Genomic DNA, 19,148 nt, shown 5'->3' on the forward strand with positions numbered 1-19,148 from the left:
TTAGTTTTGATGTGCCACGCCTGTGTGCACGCTGGGCTATAAGTTCTAAGAAAAGAAGCATCCACGGCAGGACCAGACCCGATGCAGATGCTCAACGGAAAACTGGCCGATGAGGGCCTCGACAGCCAGGCAGCCGACCGACCCTTGCGCCAGTTCAACCTGTTGCGCTGGTTCTCGTTGGTCAGCCTGTTGATCATCGCTTCGGTGGCGGGCGGGCTGGGCTATGTCTCGACCCGCTTTGTGGTCACCGACAGCGTCGAGCGCGATGCCATGCTCACCGCCCAGTTCATCCAGGCCATGGCCCAGGCCGAAGTGCGCCATTCGCGCATTCCGCCGGGCACCACCATGGGCGAGCTGCTCGACCCGCGCCTGGACCAGCACCACCCGGGGGTCAGCCCGACCCTGGCCGAGTCCACCCGGGTGGAGTTTCTCGACCATGTCGAACACCTGCCCGACACCTTGCTGGCCAACGTCTATGCCCTGGACCGGACCATCGTCTGGTCGACCAACCCGCAGCTGATCGGGGAGAAAATCGTCGGCGACGACGACCTGGATGAATCGTTCGCCTCGAAAGTGCCGGTCTCGGCCAGCTACCACAAGGCCAATGAAGACCGCGATGAACAAAAGTTCCAGCGCGCGCCGCAGTACCTGTTCATCGAGAACTACATCCCGATGTTCGACAGCGACGGGCAAAAGGTGCTGTCGATGGTCGAGGTGTACAAGGAACCCCAGGACCTGGTGCGGCGCATCCAGCGCGGCTACGTGCTGATCTGGGCCTCGACCCTGGTCGGTGGGGCGCTGATCTACTTCGGCCTGTTCTGGATCGTGCGCCGCGCCGCGAGCATGCTGCAGACCCAGCAAACCCAGCTGGTGGCCAGCGAAACCTTCGTCGCCCTTGGCGAAATGTCCTCGGCGGTGGCCCACAGCCTGCGCAACCCGCTGGCCAATATCCGCTCCAGCGCCGAACTTGCCCAGGACATCGCCAGTGCCCCGGCGCAGAAGAACATTGGCGACATCATTAGCCAGGTCGACCGCATGTCGCGCTGGGTGCGCGACTTGCTGGTGTCGCTGCGCCCGGTCAACGACGATGCCGAAGCGGTCGAGCTGGTGGCAGCGATCGACGACACCCGCCATGCCTACGCCCAGCAACTGGAGCGGCATAAGGTCCAGGTGCAGATCGACACGCCCGAGGCGGCCTGGGTGATCAGCCAGCCGGTGCTGCTGACGCAGATTCTCAACAGTCTGTTCGCTAATGCCCTCGAAGCCATGCCCACGGGCGGGCGCCTGAGCGTGGTGGTGCAGGCGCTGGAAGACGGCAAACAGCTGCAACTGGCCTTGAGCGACACCGGCAAGGGCATGACCCAGCAGCAGGAGCGGATGGTCTTCAAGCCGTTTTTTACGACCAAACAGGGCGGCCTCGGGGTCGGCCTGGTACTGGTCAAGCGGATCATGGAACGTTTTGGTGGCTCGGTGAGCCTGGCCAGCCGCGAAGAGGAAGGAACCCGCGTGTGCCTGATCTTCAATATTGCAGCGGGAGGGGACCATGGAGCAGAGCATCCTGGTGGTTGAGGACGATCAAATCCTCGCCGAGAACATCCAGACCTACCTTGAGCGCAAAGGCTTCGAGGTCACGGTTTGCCACAGCGCCGAAGAGGCCCTGGAGCAGCTGCCGCGCTGTCAGCCCGATGCGGTGCTGACCGACAACTCGCTGCCGGGCATGAACGGCCACGAGTTGCTCAAGGCCCTGGCCCAGCGCGCGCCGGAGCTCAAGGTGATCATGATGACCGGCTACGGCAACGTCGAAGACGCCGTGCTGGCGATGAAGGAGGGCGCCTTCCACTACCTGACCAAACCGGTGGTGCTGGCCGAGCTCAAACTGATGCTGGAGAAGGCCCTGGCCACCGAGCGCATGGAGCGCACCCTGTCGTTCTATCAGGAACGCGAGGCGCAAAAATCAGGTGGCCAGGCGCTGATAGGCGAATCACCGGCCATGCTCGGCCTCAAGCACACCATCCGCCAGTTGCTCGATGCCGAGCAGCGCATGGCCAGCGGCGACCTGCCGCCGGTGCTGGTAGAAGGCGAGACCGGTACCGGCAAGGAGCTGGTAGCCCGCGCCCTGCATTTTGACGGAGTGCGCAGCAAGGGGCCGTTTATCGAGTTCAACTGCGCATCGATCCCGGCCAACCTGCTGGAGGCTGAACTGTTCGGCCATGAGAAGGGCGCGTTTACCGATGCCAAGGATCGCCGGGTGGGCCTGGTCGAGGCGGCCGACGGCGGCACCTTGTTCCTCGACGAGATTGGCGAAATGGACCTGCTGCTGCAGGCCAAGCTGCTCAAGCTACTGGAAGACCGCACCATTCGCCGGATAGGCGCGGTGAAGGAGCGCAAGGTTGACCTGCGCATCATCAGCGCCACCAACTGCAACCTGGAGCAGATGGTCCAGCAGGGCAAGTTTCGCCGTGACCTGTTCTTTCGCCTGCGCATTATCTCGATCAAGGTGCCCAGGCTGTATGCCCGGGGTGAAGACATCCTGCTGCTGGCCCGGCATTTTCTTGCCCTGCATGGCAAACGCTATGGCAAGCCCAACCTGCGCTTTTGCGACGAGGCCGAGGAGTTGATGCTCAACTACAGCTGGCCGGGCAACGTGCGCGAGTTGCGCAACATGCTTGAACAGACGGTGTTGCTGGCGCCCCAGGACCTGATCGCCCCGCACCAGCTCAACGTGTGCATGAGCCTGGTCGACGAGCCGCTGGAAATGCCGGCGCCTGCCGTGCATGAGGCGTTCGGCAATGCTGAGGCCATGGCCTCGGCGAGCTTGCCGGAAGTGGAGCGCGACATGGTGCGCAAGATGCTCGACCGCACCGACTGGAACGTCACCAAATCGGCGCGGCTGCTGGGCCTGAGCCGGGACATGTTGCGCTACCGGATCGAAAAGCTCGGCCTGACCCGGCCGGACAAGCGCCAGTGGTAGGCGTACATAATGCCAAACCTGTGGGAGCGGGCTGGACCCGCGATCGAGCGCGCAGCGGTCGTAATCAGATCCACATTGGAGGTCAGCCCTAGGCTTTGTACGAAAAGTGCCTGCGCGACGATCATGCTGCGTTGAAAACAGGCTCGGAATGCTCATTTACAACTCGTAAAGTCGTGCGCGACCCCGGCCGTTCCTCGCCTGTTTTCGCCTTGCCTGATCGCCGCTCGGCGACTTCTCGTACAAACCCTAGTAGCTACCGGCACTGCCCCCGGCGTCGCCGCCATTCTCCGAGCCGCTGCCGTCTTTCTTCGGCTCGCGCCGGCTGCCATCGGTCTCGCTACCACCCTGGCGCCCGGCGTCATTGCCCTGGGTGCGCGGGTCGGTGCCGCTGGGCAGTGGGGTGTCGGTGGGGTTGGTGCCGGTGTTGATGCCCGGCAACGGCGTGGTCGGGGTGGTGTCCGGGTTGGGGTTAGTCGGGCCGGTGCCGGCGGCAACCGCCTGGGTGCCGAGCAATGCGGCAAACAATAAGGCAGCGAGGGCGCTACGGGTCATGGTCAAACTCCTTTTCAGGGCAGGTGCCAGAGGTTAGGCCCAGCCGCGAAGGGAAGGTGCGACGCACGCGACCAACGGCGCTACTCGCGCCCGCGCATGAAAAAACCTGCCACGTACTTGCGGAAGGTGTCCAGGCTCTTGAAGTCGGCATAGCGCTTGAAGGCCTCGCCCTCCGGCTCCGGCCCCAGTGGCTGCTCGGTCAGCGACACCGACAGCACCCGGTCCTGGTCGGAGCTGAGCACCAGCGCGTCCATGCCCTGGCCACCGAGCACCGGCCGGCGCATGATCACCTTGACGCCCTTGCTGGCCATCCAGTCGATCAGCGAGATGAGCATTTTCAGCGGCTCGCGCTCTTCATCGCGGTACACCGGAAACAGCTGCCCGCGCGACAGCACCGGCACGCTGGCGACATGGATCAGCTCATAGAAATGACTGCCGGCACTGGCCGGCGAGTAGATCGCCAGGGCCAGCAACGGCCCCGGGGTCTTGCTGCCGCCCCAGAGCAGGTGATGGCCCTGAAAGTCGAAGCCGTCCTCGCTGCGCTCGTTGAACACCTTGCGCGCCTTGATCTGGCTGACGCAGTCGAGCAGCAAGCCATGCCGGCGATGGGTGCCAAAGGCCGTGGACTCGCGCAGCCGCGCCTTGAGCATCATCATGTGCTTCATGTCCAGGCGGGTTTCCAGGTAGTTGCTGGCCGGCACCCGCTCGATCAGCGGATAACGGCTGGCCACGCCGCGCAACTCGGCAAACTGCCCGGTGAGGTCTTTTTTCAGGTGAGTGGCGTAGACGTTCAGGCCACTGGCCTCGATCAGGGTCAGCAGCAACGACAGCAATCGGTGCTGTTCGCGTTTGTCGCCAGTACCCGCGGATTCGCTGCTGGCTTCACTGGCGCGCTTGAAATCGCCAATCAGCCGCAGCGGCGCATCGGGCGCCAGCCACGCGGCCGGTGGTGCATCAGTGTCGCTGTCGCGGCTGGCGCTTTCACGCTCGTCCTTGATGAACGCACAGTCTGGCGCGTGCTCGGCGGTGCCCGGGTTGTTCTTGAGGAACAGGGTGCCGGTGTTGCCGTTGAGGTTGACGTTGAGCACCGGCATGGCCTTGGGCTGGCAATCACAGGCCAGCCAATGGCCGGCAGCGCGCACTTTGATCAGCAGCTGGTTGGCCTGCAGCAAGCGCGGGCCTTCGAGGTTGCCCTGGACAAACCCACGCAACAGCTCGTCTTCAGCAGGGGTGAGGGTGCGCACCAGCGCGGCGTTTTTTTCGATGATTCGCATGGACAATCCTGGCCTGCCTTCCTGTGCCTGCCACCTTAATGCAAAGCCCGGCTGGCGAACATGCCCGCCAGCCGAACCTGGCCCTACTGGCCGCCAAACAGCTTGGCGGCGCGCTCGCGGATCTCTTCCACGCTCAGGTCTTCCTTGTGGGTGGAGACGAACCAGAGGTTGCCGAACGGGTCTTTCAGGGTGCCGCTACGGTCGCCGTAGAACTGGTCTTTGACCTCGGTAACCTGGCTGGCACCGGCGGCGAGGGCCTGGGCATAGGTGGCATCGGCGTCCTCGACATACAGGTGCAGGCCAACGGCCGTGCCATTGAGCGACTGGCTGCTGACCAGCCCGCCAGACTGATCGCACGGGTCGGCAAGCATCAGCGAGGAATCGCCGATTTTCAGCTCGGCATGGCCGACGCGCCCGTCGGGGCCGTCGAGGCGGAACATCTCGAGCGCGCCGAAGGCCTTCTTGTAGAACTCGATGGCCTTGGCGGCATCCTTGATGCCCAGGTAGGGGGTAATGCTGTGCTGTCCTTCGGGGATTGGTTTGACTGCCATTTTATTGATCCTCCTTTAAGGCGCCGCAGGGTGAATGGCGCGAAACTGTATATTTATACAGTTTCGGCGATTGGGCAAATCAAAAATCGCGGCGCTGGACGAGCGGCAGTCAGAAAATGTAATCGGTGGTCAGGAAGCTCGACTCGCGGTTACGGATGATGTCGCTGATCAACTGCTTGTTGCTGTCCTGGAACTTGGTCGCCACCAGCGTACGGATCGAGAACACCCGCAGGGCGTCGTGAACCGAGAGGGTGCCCTCGGCCGAGTTCTTGCGCCCGTTGAACGGATAGGTGTCGGGGCCGCGCTGGCACTGGGCGTTGAGGTTGATGCGCCCGACCTGGTTGGCGAAGGTATCGACCAGCCTGCCGACCTCGGCCGAATGAGTGCCAAAGATGCTCAGTTGCTGGCCGAAATCGGAATCGAGCACGTAGTCGATCACTGTCTGCAGGTCGCGATAAGGCACCACTGGCACCACCGGGCCGAATTGCTCCTCCTGGTACACGCGCATCTGCGCGTTCACCGGGTATAGCAGGGCGGGGTAGAAGAACGAGCCACGGCTGGCGCCACCGCCTTCGTTGATGACCCTGGCGCCTTTGTCGATGGCATCGGCCACCAGGCCATTGAGGTAATCGATCTTGCCGGCCTCGGGCAGCGGCGTCAGGGCCACGCCCGGCTCCCAGGGCATGCCTGGCTTGAGCGCGGCCAGCTTGCGCTGGAATTTATCGAGGAATTCATCGACCACGTCTTCATGGACGAAGAGGATTTTCAGCGCCGTGCAGCGCTGGCCGTTGAACGACAGCGCGCCGGTGACCGCCTCGTTCACCGCGTTGTCCAGGTCAACCTCGGGCAGCACGATGCCCGGGTTCTTGGCATCCAGGCCCAAGGCTGCGCGCAGGCGGTGCGGGCGTGGGTGGAGTTTTTTCAGGTCGCTGGCGGCCTTGTTGGTGCCGATGAAGGCGAACACGTCGATCTTGCCGCTGGCCATCAGTGCGCTGACGGTCTCGCGGCCACGGCCGTAGATAACGTTGATGACCCCGGCCGGGAAACTGTCGCGGAAGGCCTCAAGCAGCGGACGGATCAACAGCACGCCGAACTTGGCCGGCTTGAACACCACGGTGTTGCCCATGATCAGCGCCGGGATCAGGGTGGTGAAGGTCTCGTTCAGCGGGTAGTTGTAGGGGCCCATGCACAAGGCCACGCCCAGCGGCGCGCGGCGGATCTGGCCGAGGGTGTCCTGCTCCAGCTCGAAGCGGCTGGAGCGGCGGTCCAGCTCTTTGAGGGCGCCGATGGTGTCGACGATGTAGTCGCAGGTGCGGTCGAACTCTTTTTCCGAGTCCTTTAGGTTCTTGCCGATTTCCCACATCAGCAGCTTGACCACCGCCGCGCGCTGTTCGCGCATCTTGGCCAGGAAGGTTTCGACATGCTGGATACGCTCGGCCACGCGCATGTTGGGCCAGGCGCCGCGGCCCTTGTCGTAGGCCTGCACGGCGGCGTCCAGGGCGGTGAGGGCGGTGTCGGCGTCCAGCAGCGGCGTGTTGCCGAGGATCACCTGGCGTTCTTCATTGCCCTCCTTGAGCCACACCGGGCTGCGCACCGTGGCCAGCGGCCCGTCCCATTGCTGCAACTGGCCGTTGACCAGGTACTCGCGTTGCACCAGCGGCTCACCCAGGCGGTACGCCTCAGGGATCTCGTTGGCGGTGGGAAACAGCGAATCGAGCAGACGGTCCATGGGCGCAGCACCTCTTTTTCGGTAATGGGTGAAACGTTTCAGTTTGAGCATAACGCCAGCGCGCTAAAAAAAGCCAGCCTGGCTAAACAATGCGCCGCCGGCGCCGATAAAGCAGTAATGCGATGCGAACTACGGACCTATGAGCACAAGAATCCTCGCCCTTGATGACAATCCGGTCCTGTCGAAGAACCTGCGCACCACCCTCAATCGCCTGCTGCCCGTAGGTTTTGCCCTGATCGGCATCGGCCTGTCGGTGGTGCTCGGGCGCCTGGACGTGCAGCGCCAGGAAGCCGAGGTGATCGCCAATGCCAGCGCGCGCCTGTCGGGCGTGCGCGCCAGCATCGAGGCGCAGTTGCGCTCGGCGTTCGGCGAGACCGAGGGCATTGCCCAACTGCTGAGTGCCGATGGCGAAATCAGCCCCGAGCATTTTCACGACATGGCCCGCCAGGCCATCGCCTCGGTGCCGCACATCCGCCATGTTTCCCTGGCGCCCAACGATGTGATCGCCGACGTCTACCCGCTCAATGGCAATCAGGGCGTGCTGGGCATGGACTACCGCCGGCTGCCCGACCAGTACCCGCTGCTGCAGCGTGCCCGCGACAACTACAGCCCGGTGCTGGCAGGCCCCGTGCAGTTGCTGCAGGGCGGGCGCGGGCTGATCTACCGGCGCCCGGTGTTCCTCAAGGGCCACAAGGGCGTCAACCTGTACTGGGGCAATGTCTCGATTGTTGCCGATATCGACCGCTTGCTCAGCACCGCCGGGCTTGATCTGGACCCGGGCTTCGAGCTGGCCCTGCGCGGCGCCGATGGCCAGGGCCCGGCGGGCGCGGTGATCTGGGGTGACCCGCAGTTGTTCGAACAGCACCCGGTGACGGTCAATGTCGATGTGCCCGGCGGGCTCTGGCAACTGGCGGCCAGCCCCCTGGGCGGCTGGCCGTCGATGAGCCTGTTCGCCTCGCCGCTGTTTTTGTTTGCCCTGACCTGCACCGGGCTGTTCAGCGTGTTCGTCGCCCAGCTCAACCGCAGCAACCACCTGATCAACCTGCGCAACCTGGAACTCAAGCAGTCCCAGGCGCAACTGGAGCGCCTGGCGCATTTCGATGCCATTACCGGGCTGCCCAACCGCCTGCGCTTTCAGCAGCAGTTGCTCGAAGCCATCAGCCAGGGCCAGCGCCTGGCCGTGCTGGTGCTCGACATCGACGGCTTCAAGCAGATCAACGACAGCCTCGGCCACGCCATGGGCGACCTGTTGCTGCAGCAGGCCACGGCGCGCTTCATGCAGATCATCGAGCCTGAGGATTGCCTGTGCCGCCTGGGTGGCGACGAATTTGCCTTTGTTCTCAAAGGGCCGGATGACCGTTGCATCGAGCGTATCCAGGCCCTGCTGCAAACCCTGCAATTGCCGTTTGACCTCAAGGGCAACGCCGCGCTGGTGACCGGCAGCATCGGCCTGGCCTGGTGCCCGGAACACGGGCAGAGCGCCGACCGCCTGCTGCGCCACGCCGACACCGCGATGTACGCGGCCAAGGAGAGCGGGCGCAATGCCTACCGCCTGTACCAGCCGGAAATGACCCAGCGCCTGCAGCAGCGCCTGGACCTGGAGCACAACCTGCGCCGGGCGCTCAAGCACAATGAATTCGAGCTCTGGTACCAGCCCAAGATCGACCTGTTCAGCGGCCGCGTCGAAGGCGCCGAGGCGCTGCTGCGCTGGCGTGACCCCGAGCACGGGCTGGTGTCGCCGGCGCAGTTCATCCCGCTGGCCGAGCGCACCGGGCTGATCATCCCCCTGGGCGAGAAAGTGCTGGATCTTGCCTGCGCGCAGATCGCCGCCTGGCGCGCCGCCGACTGCCTGCCGGGGCCGGTGGCAATCAACGTCGCGGCCCTGCAGATCGAGCGCAGCGACTATGTCGCCAGCCTCAGGCGCAGCCTCAAACGCTATGACCTGGGGCCGACCCTGCTGGAAGTCGAGATCACCGAAAGCCTGCTGATGGAAAGCCAGCAGCACGCCTGCGCAGTCCTGGCGCAGTTGCAGGAACTGGGCGTGACCACCGCAGTGGACGACTTCGGCACCGGATATTCGTCGCTGGCGTACCTGAAGATGCTGCCGATCGATCACCTGAAGATCGACCGCGCCTTTATCAAGGACCTGCCCGAAGACGACGACGGCGCCGCCATTACCCGGGCGATCATCGACCTGGGCCACGCCCTGGGCTTCAAGATCACCGCCGAAGGCATCGAAACCGCCGAGCAGTACGCTTTTTTGCGCAATGCCGGGTGTGATCAGGGCCAGGGCTTCTGGATGGGCCGGCCGATGCCGGTGGCCGAGTTTGATAGCTGGCTGGCCGCGCGTACGGCCAACCAGCATGGCAGTTACTCCACGTTGAGCAATTCGTGATAAACGAGCTGTGTCAATTCCCTGAGCAACTGGTGTTCCTCGGCTTGATGGTTTTGCCGTACCAGTTGTTCGGTCACTGAGCGCTCATCGGGGTTGGCGATTTCTTGCTGGACGGCCTGCAAGCGTTGATTCAATTCGTCGTCCAACTCATCAAAGCGCTCGTCAAAGCGCAATCGCAAGTAGGTAACCCAGTCCCGGTTAAGGTACTGGTGCTGTTCATTACGGCGCAACACCGCCTCGACTCCGACGTCGCTGTCGGGGGTGAGTGTCAGCAATTGTTGGTGCAACTGCTCGACCCAGTCGGCGGGCAGTTGTTGCAAGGTCATCTGGATCGAGTCGGTCACCAGTGCCTCCGCCGGCAGTGGCGTTTGCGCAAGGATCATCGCCGGGTCTTCGGCCAGTTGCCGCAAGGTCCAGTAATACAGCGCCTCGAGACGCTGGGCGCGCGGCGCGAATTGTGCGTCCTCCAGCGGTGTTTGTCGCTCGACATGCGCCTGGATGGCTTGGCGCCAGGAACGCCGCTGCATGACCTGCAGCAGGTTGCGGCCGAGTTGCCGAGCGTCGTTGCCGTTGAAGGCGAGGACGCCATCGACCATGTCTTCCAACAGCAGAATGCGCGCGCCACCGGCATACTGGGCGAGCCACTCATCGACAGGCGGCTGTGTTTCGACCACCTCCAGAATCCGCCACAGGCGCCTGCGCGTGGTGGCCGGCGCCAGCAGGTAGCTGAAGCTGTCATAGAGCTCGCGCAGGCGCCGGACGAAACTCAGGCGTTGCGGTACCTGCAGGCGCTCCCACAGTAGCAGTTGATCGTCCGACGCCTGAAAAAGCAGATCGCTGTAGGCATCTTGAGACACCAGTAGATCGACCCGGTTATCGGCGAAGTAGCGTTGGATCTGCAACGCTGTCTCTTGCGTAAAAGGGTTGCGCTCCAGCTGCAACGCATGGCCGACCGCCCGGGGTGGGTCGAAGTGCTCTGGCAGGTGCGTCAATAGGTTATCCGACAGGTCGATCAGAGTCGGGGCCTGCAGGTTTTCCAGGCCGCGCGGCAGCTGCGTCAGGCCACAGCTGGTCAGCGAGAGGTGACGCAAATAGAGCTGACCGCTGAAGTCAGGAGCGGTGGTTATCGGGTTGCCTTCCAGAAACAGGTGCTGCAGGCGCGGATAGGTTGCCAGCCGGGCCTGGTTGCTGGCTGTCCAGGCCAACTGGTTATCACCCAGGTCGAGCGATACCAGCTGTTCACCCAGGCCTTGGGGGATTTCGCTGAGTAGGCTACTGCGCAATGACAGGTTGCGCAGCTGTGGAAAGTGATTGGCGAACCCTGCGGGCAGTTGGCCCAGCGGGTTGAAGTTGAGTGACAGCAGTTGAACGTGAGCGAAGATACCCGGCTCGAGTTGCGCCAAGCCGTCAAGGTCTTCGCCAGCCAGGTCCAGCTCGTTCAGGTACAGGGCAAACAGCGGTTGCCCCTGGGCCGTGGGTGATAAGTGCATGCGCTGCCAGGCTTCGATCAGGTTGGGTATCGCATCCTGGCGCCGCGGGTTGTCGATGGCCCACCTCTGCAGATCGATGCGCAGGCGTTGCAACTGCATTTCAAGCTGTTGCAACGCGGCGATGGGTTTGACGTTGGCGGCGCGCCAGCCATCGATTGCTGCCCGTATCTGCGCTAGGCTGCTTCGCGGATACAGCGCCCGATAGCGTGCCAGCAGCGAGGTGCTCGGCGAAGTTGGCCCGTAACTCATCGGCGCCCCGCCGCGCAAACCGATAGAGTCCGACCAGCCTGGCTCGTAGGACCACAACCATTGAGAAAGCTGGTCGCGGTTGGCCTGTGTCAGGTCCAGGATACGCCTGCCAAGCTGGTCGCCGTCGCCGGCCTGTAGTGCCAGGGCCTGGCGATCGGCGTCGGGCAGGGCATCGAGGATCGCCTGGTAGCGATTAATACTTGATTCCGCCAGCGGCAGGCCGGCCCGGTAGGCGCGCCAGCCGTGGCCACCCCAGCGCCCGGCTATGACCAGCACCCGGCGCTCGCTGGCCTGCTTGGGGCCGACCTGTGCAAGCAGCGGGCCGTCCGGGTTGCCCCGGCGCAGTTCCAGGCGCAGCGCCTCGGGCCAGCCTGGCAAGCGCTTGAGGCAGGCGAACACCAGGCGCTCGCAGTCGTCGTTGGCCAGGCGGGGCTGGTACAGGCCTTCAAGGGCCCGCGGCAAGGCCAGTTGTAAGGTGCTGACCCCGGCCGGTGGGCCGGCGTAGTGCTCGGCGAAGGCCAGATCGAACGAGGTGTCACCCAGGCGATCGACCTCTGCTTCGCTGGTGTTTGCCGCCTGCAAGCGCTCAAGGCAGTCGAGGAGCAACTCAGGGGGCTGCTCGTGTTGCACATGCGCACGGCGCAGGGTGTCTTCGCTGACGCCGCTGATCCACGCCGCCTGGCTCAGTTGCTGGTCGCTGTAGGCCTCGACCGGGTGCCCCAGGCGCCGCAGCAAGGTCGCCCGCGACCATTGCAGCGGCTGTTCGTACATATGCCGCCAGGCGCCCTGATTGTTGTGCAGCAGCGGCGGCTGGTAGGCCCCGGGGTCTTGGGGGTGGACGATCCGCCATTGCCGCGAAGCGGGGTCCAGCTGCTGCTCAAACAGTTCGCCCTCCAGGCGGATGTAGTGTTTGCCGTCGGCTACATACTGGCCCATGGCATTGGCCCGTAGCCCCTCAGGCAGGCGTATGTCGCTGCGATAGCTGGCCAACGAGGGCTGCCACAGGCGCTGGCTGCCATCGGCACGTTGCACGCTGATCAACGACTCCATCAACTCGCCATTGACCAGCTTGCCGGCCACACCACCCGCTGCCGCCAGGCCTCCGGCGACTGCCACGTTAAGAGCGATTGACTGCAGGTGTGCCAGGGCGGTGTCGACGTCACCCTCTTGCCAGGCCTCGACACCCTCGAAGGCGCTGTACAGCATCTGCGCGGCGAACACGCCCATCATCACCTGGCCCAGGCCCGGGACAAAGAACGCTGCCAGATTGAGAAAGTTCAGCCCCAGGTCTTCCAGACCCTGCAGCAGCGCCTGGCGGGCCTGTTCGTCGACATCGGCGGTAGGCACCGCCAGGGTCCGGGCTTCGTTGCGCAGGCGGCGCAGCTGGGCGCTTTGTAGGTAATTGAACAGTTCGCCTTCGATCGGTTGGTGCTTGAGGTGCAGCTTGGCAAAACCGGGCAGCGGCCAGTCGGCATCGGCCGCCGCCTTGGCGGCCAGGTTGTGCCTGAGCACGCTGGCAAAGTGCGCACGTTGCTCAAGGGGTACGAAGTGCATGAACAGCGCACGAAACTGCGCCTGGCACAGCTTGCCCTTGAGGTCATGGAGCAGCGCCTGCAACGAGGGATACTGCTGCACGGCGGGCGTGGTTCCCGGCAGGTACAGCAACACCGGGCCGACAGACTTCAGCCGGTTGCGGTCGAGCACGCCCTGGCGCGGCGAAAAGACCGACAGCGGGTTGAACAGCGCCAGCGGCGTGGACAGTTGCTCCGACACCCGGGCGATACGTTCAGCCTCGGATTCGGCGGGGGCAAGCATCCAGGCATCGTGCAGATCGATGCCGAACAGGCTCAGCGACCAGCAGCGCACGGGCCGGCTACCGATTTTCACGGGCGTTTTGCTGGCGAGCAGGTCGTTGAGGGCGCTCATGCCGTTGTCACCCAGGCGTTTTTGTTCATGGGCAAGGTGCAGGTCCAGGCGCAGCTGGTCCTTGTGTACCTGCTCGAAGGCGTCGCGCACCTGCCTGGCTTGGTCGCCATACACCAGCAGCCCGTCGAGGTGATCCTGGTAGCGCCGGCCAAGGTCGAGCCTGCGGCACTCGGCGGCAAACGCCGTGGCACTGATCGCCAGGGCCTGGCCTTGGGCGTCGCGGATGGCGCTGGGTGGGTCGAAGTAAATGCCGCTGAAGTTGTGCAGCGCGTATTGCAGCAGGCTGGCTGTAGGCCCGCTGATGTCACGGCCGGTCAGCAGGCCGCCGACGTTGCTGCGCACCGGTGTCAGGGTGCAGCGGGTAACGTCCACATCCAGGCCAAAGGCGTCTTTCAGGCGCGCTGCGAGCAGGGGCTGGGTGAAGGCCATGATGCCTTGCAAAGGCTTTAGCAAGGCGTGCAGGGCGTTGCGCGAGCGGCGTAACTGCAGTTGGTACTGCCTTGCCCGGGTACTGGATAGCGCGTCGGCGCCTGCTGTAAGCAGGCTCTGGCGCAGCTGCTGCCAGTTCTGCTGGCTGGCATGCAAGGCCCAGCCAGGCAATTGCTGACTGAGGAAGGCGTGGTGCGGATTGCTGGAAGGCATGCGGGAGGCTCCTGTGGCATGAAGCCGTCAGCAAGCTCCCGCACGCCTGTCAGCGGGTGGTAGTTATTACTCTTCGTGGGGTTCGACCTCGATATTGCGGGTCAGGCGCCGCACCAGGGCATCGAGGCGCTGCAAAAACTGCTGCTCGAGGTCCTGGCGATACACCTGCAGGTGCTGCGGATCTTCAATCATTCCCTCGGCCAGTTCCAGGGTGCGTGCGTACTGGCTTTCCAGCTCGATGAACTGCGCGGCAAAGCGTTGGCGCAGCAGGGCGACCCAATCGGCATGAACGAAAAGTCGCGTGCCCTGGTAGCGTTGCAAAATCGCGTTCAGGCCCGCCTCGGTACCCGGGTTGAGCTGTTCGATGTGCTCGCGCAACGGTTCCAGCCAGGTGCCTGGTTGGTGCTGCAGATAGGGTTCGATCAACTCGGTGGACAGCGGCTCGCCAGCCAGGGGCGTAGGTGCCATGACCAGGGTCAGGTCTTCGCCCAGTTGTTGCAAGAACCAAAAGAAAAACGCTTGCTGAATCGGCTCGCGGTTCACCGCTGCTGCGGCATCACCCAGAATCAACGCCGCACTGGTTTGTTCGGCGGCGCTCTGCACCGCCTGCAAACGCACGCGCTCAAGCACCTGGCGCAGCAGCCGTTCGGCCCGTAAGGCCGGGCTCGGCGCCGCCAGGGCGAAGGTGCTTTGCGCCTGGGGCTCGAGAACCAGCAGGTTGCGGGCGACCTCAGGCACCATCAATGTCTGATTGGCCGGGGCGTGTTCGAGCCAGCTTAGTACCCGCCACCAGCGGCGCAAGGTGGCGTGGGGGGCGGACTGGTAATCCAGGCGCGTGTATAGCCCGCGCAGGTGGCGCAGGAACGGGCGCGGGGCATGCACCTGCAGGCGCTGCCACAGCGCCAGTTGCTCGTCGCTGGCGGTGAACAACAGGCCGTCGTAGTTGACATCGGCGACCATCAGGTCGACGTGATGGGTAGTAAAGTACTGCTCGATACGCTCCAGGGTCACCGCGTCGAAGGGGTTGTTCTCCAGGCGCAGGGCCCGCGCGATGGGCTCGGGCAGCACGAAACCGACCGGCAGGCGCTGCAGCAGGTTATCGCTGAGGTCGATCAGCTGCGCCTGTTGCAAGCCTGGCAGGCCGGGTGGCAGCGCGCTGATTTGCGTGTGCGACAAGTCAAGCATGCGCAGCCGCGTCAGGCCACTGAGGTCCGGCGGTGTCTCCAGGGGGGTGGCCGACAGTTGCAACTCTTCCAGGTTGCGGTATTGCTGCAGGGCGGCCTGATCATCGGGGGTCCACACCAGCGCGCTGTCCGACAGGTCCATGACCCGCAGTTGCGGGCCCAGGCCACTGGGTACGCTGCTCAGCTGGGTACTGCTCAATGACAGGCGCTGCAGGTTGGGGAAGTGCCGGCTGAAGGCCCTTGGCAGCGCGTCCAGCGGGTTGTCGTCCAGCGACAGTTCGCGCACATGGGCGAACGACGCCTGGATGGCCGGGAAACTGCGCAGGTCGTCGGTGTTCAGCCCGGTTTCGTCCATGTTCAGCTGGAACACCCGCGAGCCATCGGGCAATTGCCGATAGCGTTCCTGCTGCCAGACGCTGATCAGCTCGTCGCGCAGGGTCTGGCGCGCCTCGTTGGCGGCGGACCAGTGCGCCAGGTCGCGCTGCAGGCCGGCGAACTGTTGCTCCAGGTGGCCGAGCTGCTCGGCGGCATTGAGGTTGACCCCGGCCCAGCTGTCCAGCGCCCTTTGCGCCTGGGCGTCGGTCAGTGCCGGATACAGCCTGCGGTAGCGCGCCACCAGCGAGGCCAGGGCATGGCTGCCCTGCGGGTAGACACGGCCACTGCCGCCGCGCAAGCCACCGGTTTCAGGCCAGGCAAAGCGCCGGTACGACCACAGCCACTGGCTGAGCTGGTCGCGGTGCTGCAAGGCCAGGCTGCGCACCTTGTTCTTTAATGCAGTGCTGTCGCGCACGGCCAGCACCTCACGGGCGTCGCTGTCCAGGCTGTTGAACGCTGCCTCGAACAGGTCGTCGACCGATGGCCCGGGCTGCGCCTGGTAACCGTCCAGGGTCTTTACCACCACCGTGCGCCGGGGCGCCGAGCGCAGGCCAATCCGTTCCAGCAGCGGGCCATCGGCACTGCCGGCGTGCAGCTCCAGGGACAGGTCCACAGGCCAGTTGGGCAGGCGCTGCACACAGGCCAGCAGCAGGCGATCACTGTCGGCACTGGCCAGCACCGGGCTGTACAAGCCTTGCAGGGCGCGAACCAGCGGCAGCTCGGCGCTCGCCGCTGCAGGCGGCTGCGCCTTGTAGCTCTGCTCGAACTGCGCGCGGCTGCCGGCCCGGCGCGCGGCCTGCAGGCGAGCCAGGGTGTCGGCGAGCAGCAGCGGCGGTGGTGCATTGCCCACCAGCGCCTGGCGCAGTTGCGCCTCGGACGTGCCGCTGAGCTCCAGCGCCGCCAGCAGCTCGGCATCGCCCAAGCCCTCGCTGAGCGGCCCGAGGCGGCGCAGCAGTTGCCCGGCCGACCAGTTCAGCGGCCGTTCGTGAACCGAGCGCCAGGCGCCATGACTGTTATGCTCCAGCTCGGGTTCATAGGCGCCGGGATCGCTGGGGTGAACAAGGCGCCACCGCTTCACCGCCGGATCGAAGCGTTGCTCGTGCAGGTGACCGTCGATTCGCACGTAGGTCTTGTCGCCTTGCAGGTACTGGCCCAGGTCATTGGCACTCAGTTCAGCGGGCAGCTCGACAGCGCTACGGTAAGGGGCCAGCTCCGGCTGCCACAAACGCACCCGGCCATCGGCCAGGCGCACCTCGGCCAGCTTCGATAACTGCGCCGCCGCCTTGCCGGCCACCGCCAGGCCGCCGATAAACGCCACGTTCAACGCCACCGATTCCATATGCCCCATGGCCGCATCGATATCGCCGACCTGCCAGGCCTGCACGCCTTCAACCACTTCCTCGACCAATTGATAGGCGACCACGGCCATCATCACCTCACCCAGGCCGGGGACAAAGAACGCCGCAACATTGAGAAAGTTCAGCGCGCTGTTTTCCCAGAACGCCTTGATTTGCGCATGCCGCGCGGCATCGGCATCGGCATCGGCGCTCGGCACTGCCAGCAAACGGGCATCGTCCAGGGCCTGTTGCAGGTGCTGCTCGAACAGCAGGCGAAAGGGCGGGCTGGGCAGCTTGGCGGTGCTCAGGTGCAGGTCGGCGCCAGTTTGCAGCAGCCAGTCTTGGTCCGCCTTGGCGTCGCCGCCATCGAGGTTGCGCTTGAGCACGCTGAAAAAGTGCGCCTGTTGCGCGGTGCTGACAAAGCGGGCGAAGAGCTGCCGGAAATCAGCCTTGCACAAGCGCGTTAGCAAGGCCGCCGTGCACTCGGCCAGCGATGCATATTCAACCAGCTCGCCGTCCGCCGCTGCGGGTAGCCACAGCACTACGGGTTGATCATCACCCAGGCCTTGCGGGTGAAACAGCAGCACCTCGCGCAGGGCGACGGCGAACAGGCTGGGTTGCTGCACCGGCATCAGCTGGGCGCTGCCGTCCAGCAGGGCCAGCAAGCGGTCCTGGGTATCGCCGCTGATCTGCAGGCGCAAACGCGCCAACTGCACGGCGGCGCGCAAACGGTCCTGGGCGGCGGTCATCCACAAGTGGGCGACGAAGGGCGCGCTGTACTGGCTGAGCAGATGCGCCTGATAGCGCTGGCCCAAGTCCAGGGCCCGGCAGGCGGCGGCGAAGGCAGCCGGGGCAAGCGCCAGCCGGGTTTGCGCAGCGTCGCGCAAATGGCTCGGCGACAGAAACGCCTGATCGGCATAAAAGTTATGCAGCGCCGCCTGCACCAGGCTGATCGGTGCCTTGGCCACCGCCTTGGGCGGCTGGCGCGGGGAAAACAGCACCTCTTCATAGTCCACCCATTGCGCCTGGCTCACCTCAAGGCGCAGGCCAAAGTCCGCCTGCAAGCGCTCGGCCAGCAGCGGCTCGGCAAAGCCTGTCAAGCTCTGCACGCCGCGCAGCTTGCCTGCCAGTGCCGCCGTAGAAGCCCGGCTGCGGGCCTGGGCGACCAGCACCGCCTCGCGCAGGTCGGGCGCGGCGTTGGCGAACCAGTCGGCCTCAAGGCCAACGTGGCCCTGGGGCGGTTGTAGGGTATGGCGCAGGCGTTGCCAGTGCTCGGCGCGGGTGTGTCGGGTCCAGGTGGGGAGGTTTTGCTCGATGATGCTGTGGTGGGGGATGTGGGGGGTGGTTGGGGTCATGGGGGTGGTCCTGTGGGGGTGAAGGCCGACAGGAGACGATGAGGGGATTGGGGGAGGGTGGTAGTTATTGCAGGGTGAGCAGTCGATTGTCGACTAAGCGTTGTGGGCACGTAAAAAGCGCTTCAGCAGGCCCTGCGCAGTTCATTGCCTTGGTAAGTAAGTGTTGGCTCGCTTGGCCTTCCATAGAAATGAATAACCGGCTAGCACGGTTTTGTCAGCGTGTAAACTGTTACTTCTGTCAGTTGTCTTAATCAATAAGACCTTTCAGTATCGGAAGCGAAAAGTGTTTGTTTATTGAATAGAAGAGCAAGCCTTTAGCTTCCTCAATGTGCAGAGCTACTGGCTAACTTTGATTTGCTACCGAACCCCTGCTTGGTGTGGAGGGCTTGACGTTATGTTCGATATTCGCGGCTTATGGTTTCCGTTGTTAGTGAATCCAGGTATCCACAAAGAAAAAAAATATAAGCTAAAAATCGAGGCAAGAGCCCCGGGCGGCCAATTTCCTTTGGTCACACATTATACTTCGCTTAGTCTGGTTGCGGCCGCTTCATCGGGTGTCGAATATGTTGATGAGTCGCGAGTTAAATCAATACTGGTAGGGCCGCATTGGTCAACGCTGGAGTGTGACTTTGTTGCGCCTGAAGGCATTGATTCGTGGAGTTTATATTTAAAGACGGGCCTTTTGAGCAGTGTCGAGATTCAAAAAGTTACCTTGTATATGGAGGTTGAGTTTGGCGAGGGGGGTGGCAAACCTGTCAGTGAGAGTAAATTGGCTGGTACATACACCAATGCTACTCAGGGTGCTGTTCTGGTAATTGATCAGTCAATCGACGACGTGTCGGGAGATTTTTTTGGCACTTTAACCTACAAGGAAGTGATTTATAAGATGCGAGGACGGTACGCCTTCGAGAAAAACACAGGGCTTAACAGTGCGATTTGCTGGTTTGCAAGTAGCCCTGGTCATGGTTGTTTTGGGGCGAGTATGAGTTGCGCGGATAAGGAGTTTAAGGTGCTAATGAGTAATGCGGTGAAATACGAATATGGCCGCCGTCGAATAGATATTTTTCCTGGCAATTGGAATCGCGATAGCTAGCAGGGGCTCTGTTCGTATAAAATAG

Annotated in this window: 10 protein-coding genes; 4 read left to right on the forward strand and 6 right to left on the reverse strand. The window is 63.7% G+C overall.

From position 1 onward, the window contains the following. The first annotated feature begins 81 nt into the window (after positions 1-81). Both LOY22_RS12180 and LOY22_RS12185 read left to right on the forward strand, forming a co-directional pair. Positions 82-1,569 carry a HAMP domain-containing sensor histidine kinase gene (locus LOY22_RS12180; protein WP_093383336.1) on the forward strand — a complete coding sequence of 496 codons (1,488 nt, stop codon included), beginning with the start codon at positions 82-84 and terminating at the stop codon, positions 1,567-1,569. Beyond that, complete coding sequence (locus tag LOY22_RS12185; RefSeq protein WP_093383333.1) at positions 1,544-2,971, forward strand: sigma-54 dependent transcriptional regulator; 1,428 nt, start codon at positions 1,544-1,546, stop codon at positions 2,969-2,971. Before LOY22_RS12180 ends, LOY22_RS12185 begins: the two co-directional genes overlap by 26 nt. A gap of 246 nt (positions 2,972-3,217) precedes the next feature. Here the strand turns inward: LOY22_RS12185 and LOY22_RS12190 are convergent, their stop codons facing one another. The 4 genes from LOY22_RS12190 to LOY22_RS12205 all read right to left on the reverse strand — a co-directional run bounded on the left by LOY22_RS12190 (position 3,218) and on the right by LOY22_RS12205 (position 7,077). After that, positions 3,218-3,523: a hypothetical protein gene (locus LOY22_RS12190; protein ID WP_045198739.1), complete on the reverse strand. Its 306-nt coding sequence runs from the start codon at positions 3,521-3,523 to the stop codon at positions 3,218-3,220. A gap of 80 nt (positions 3,524-3,603) precedes the next feature. After that, complete coding sequence (locus LOY22_RS12195) at positions 3,604-4,797, reverse strand: hypothetical protein (protein ID WP_093383330.1); 1,194 nt, start codon at positions 4,795-4,797, stop codon at positions 3,604-3,606. A gap of 83 nt (positions 4,798-4,880) precedes the next feature. Further along, positions 4,881-5,348 carry a VOC family protein gene (locus tag LOY22_RS12200; protein ID WP_093383327.1) on the reverse strand — a complete coding sequence of 156 codons (468 nt, stop codon included), beginning with the start codon at positions 5,346-5,348 and terminating at the stop codon, positions 4,881-4,883. 109 nt (positions 5,349-5,457) lie between these two features. Beyond that, positions 5,458-7,077 carry an NADP-dependent glyceraldehyde-3-phosphate dehydrogenase gene (locus LOY22_RS12205; protein WP_045198745.1) on the reverse strand — a complete coding sequence of 540 codons (1,620 nt, stop codon included), beginning with the start codon at positions 7,075-7,077 and terminating at the stop codon, positions 5,458-5,460. A gap of 139 nt (positions 7,078-7,216) precedes the next feature. Between LOY22_RS12205 and LOY22_RS12210 the strand changes: the two genes are divergently transcribed. Beyond that, complete coding sequence (locus tag LOY22_RS12210; RefSeq protein WP_093383320.1) at positions 7,217-9,472, forward strand: bifunctional diguanylate cyclase/phosphodiesterase; 2,256 nt, start codon at positions 7,217-7,219, stop codon at positions 9,470-9,472. On the opposite strand, the gene LOY22_RS12215 is transcribed toward LOY22_RS12210, so the two are convergent. Together LOY22_RS12215 and LOY22_RS12220 are read right to left on the reverse strand one after the other, a co-directional pair. Further along, positions 9,448-13,779: a dermonecrotic toxin domain-containing protein gene (locus tag LOY22_RS12215; protein WP_258597615.1), complete on the reverse strand. Its 4,332-nt coding sequence runs from the start codon at positions 13,777-13,779 to the stop codon at positions 9,448-9,450. The two genes, LOY22_RS12210 and LOY22_RS12215, sit on opposite strands and share 25 nt — an antisense overlap. A 66-nt stretch (positions 13,780-13,845) precedes the next feature. Beyond that, positions 13,846-18,030: a dermonecrotic toxin domain-containing protein gene (locus LOY22_RS12220; protein ID WP_258597616.1), complete on the reverse strand. Its 4,185-nt coding sequence runs from the start codon at positions 18,028-18,030 to the stop codon at positions 13,846-13,848. Between the two features lie 394 nt (positions 18,031-18,424). On the opposite strand from LOY22_RS12220, the gene LOY22_RS12225 reads away from it, so the two are divergent. Then, a complete protein-coding gene (locus LOY22_RS12225; protein WP_258597617.1) occupies positions 18,425-19,123 on the forward strand; it encodes a hypothetical protein in 699 nt (232 codons plus the stop codon). The last annotated feature ends 25 nt before the right edge of the window (positions 19,124-19,148 follow it).

Source organism: Pseudomonas sp. B21-035, assembly GCF_024748945.1.
Lineage (GTDB): Bacteria > Pseudomonadota > Gammaproteobacteria > Pseudomonadales > Pseudomonadaceae > Aquipseudomonas.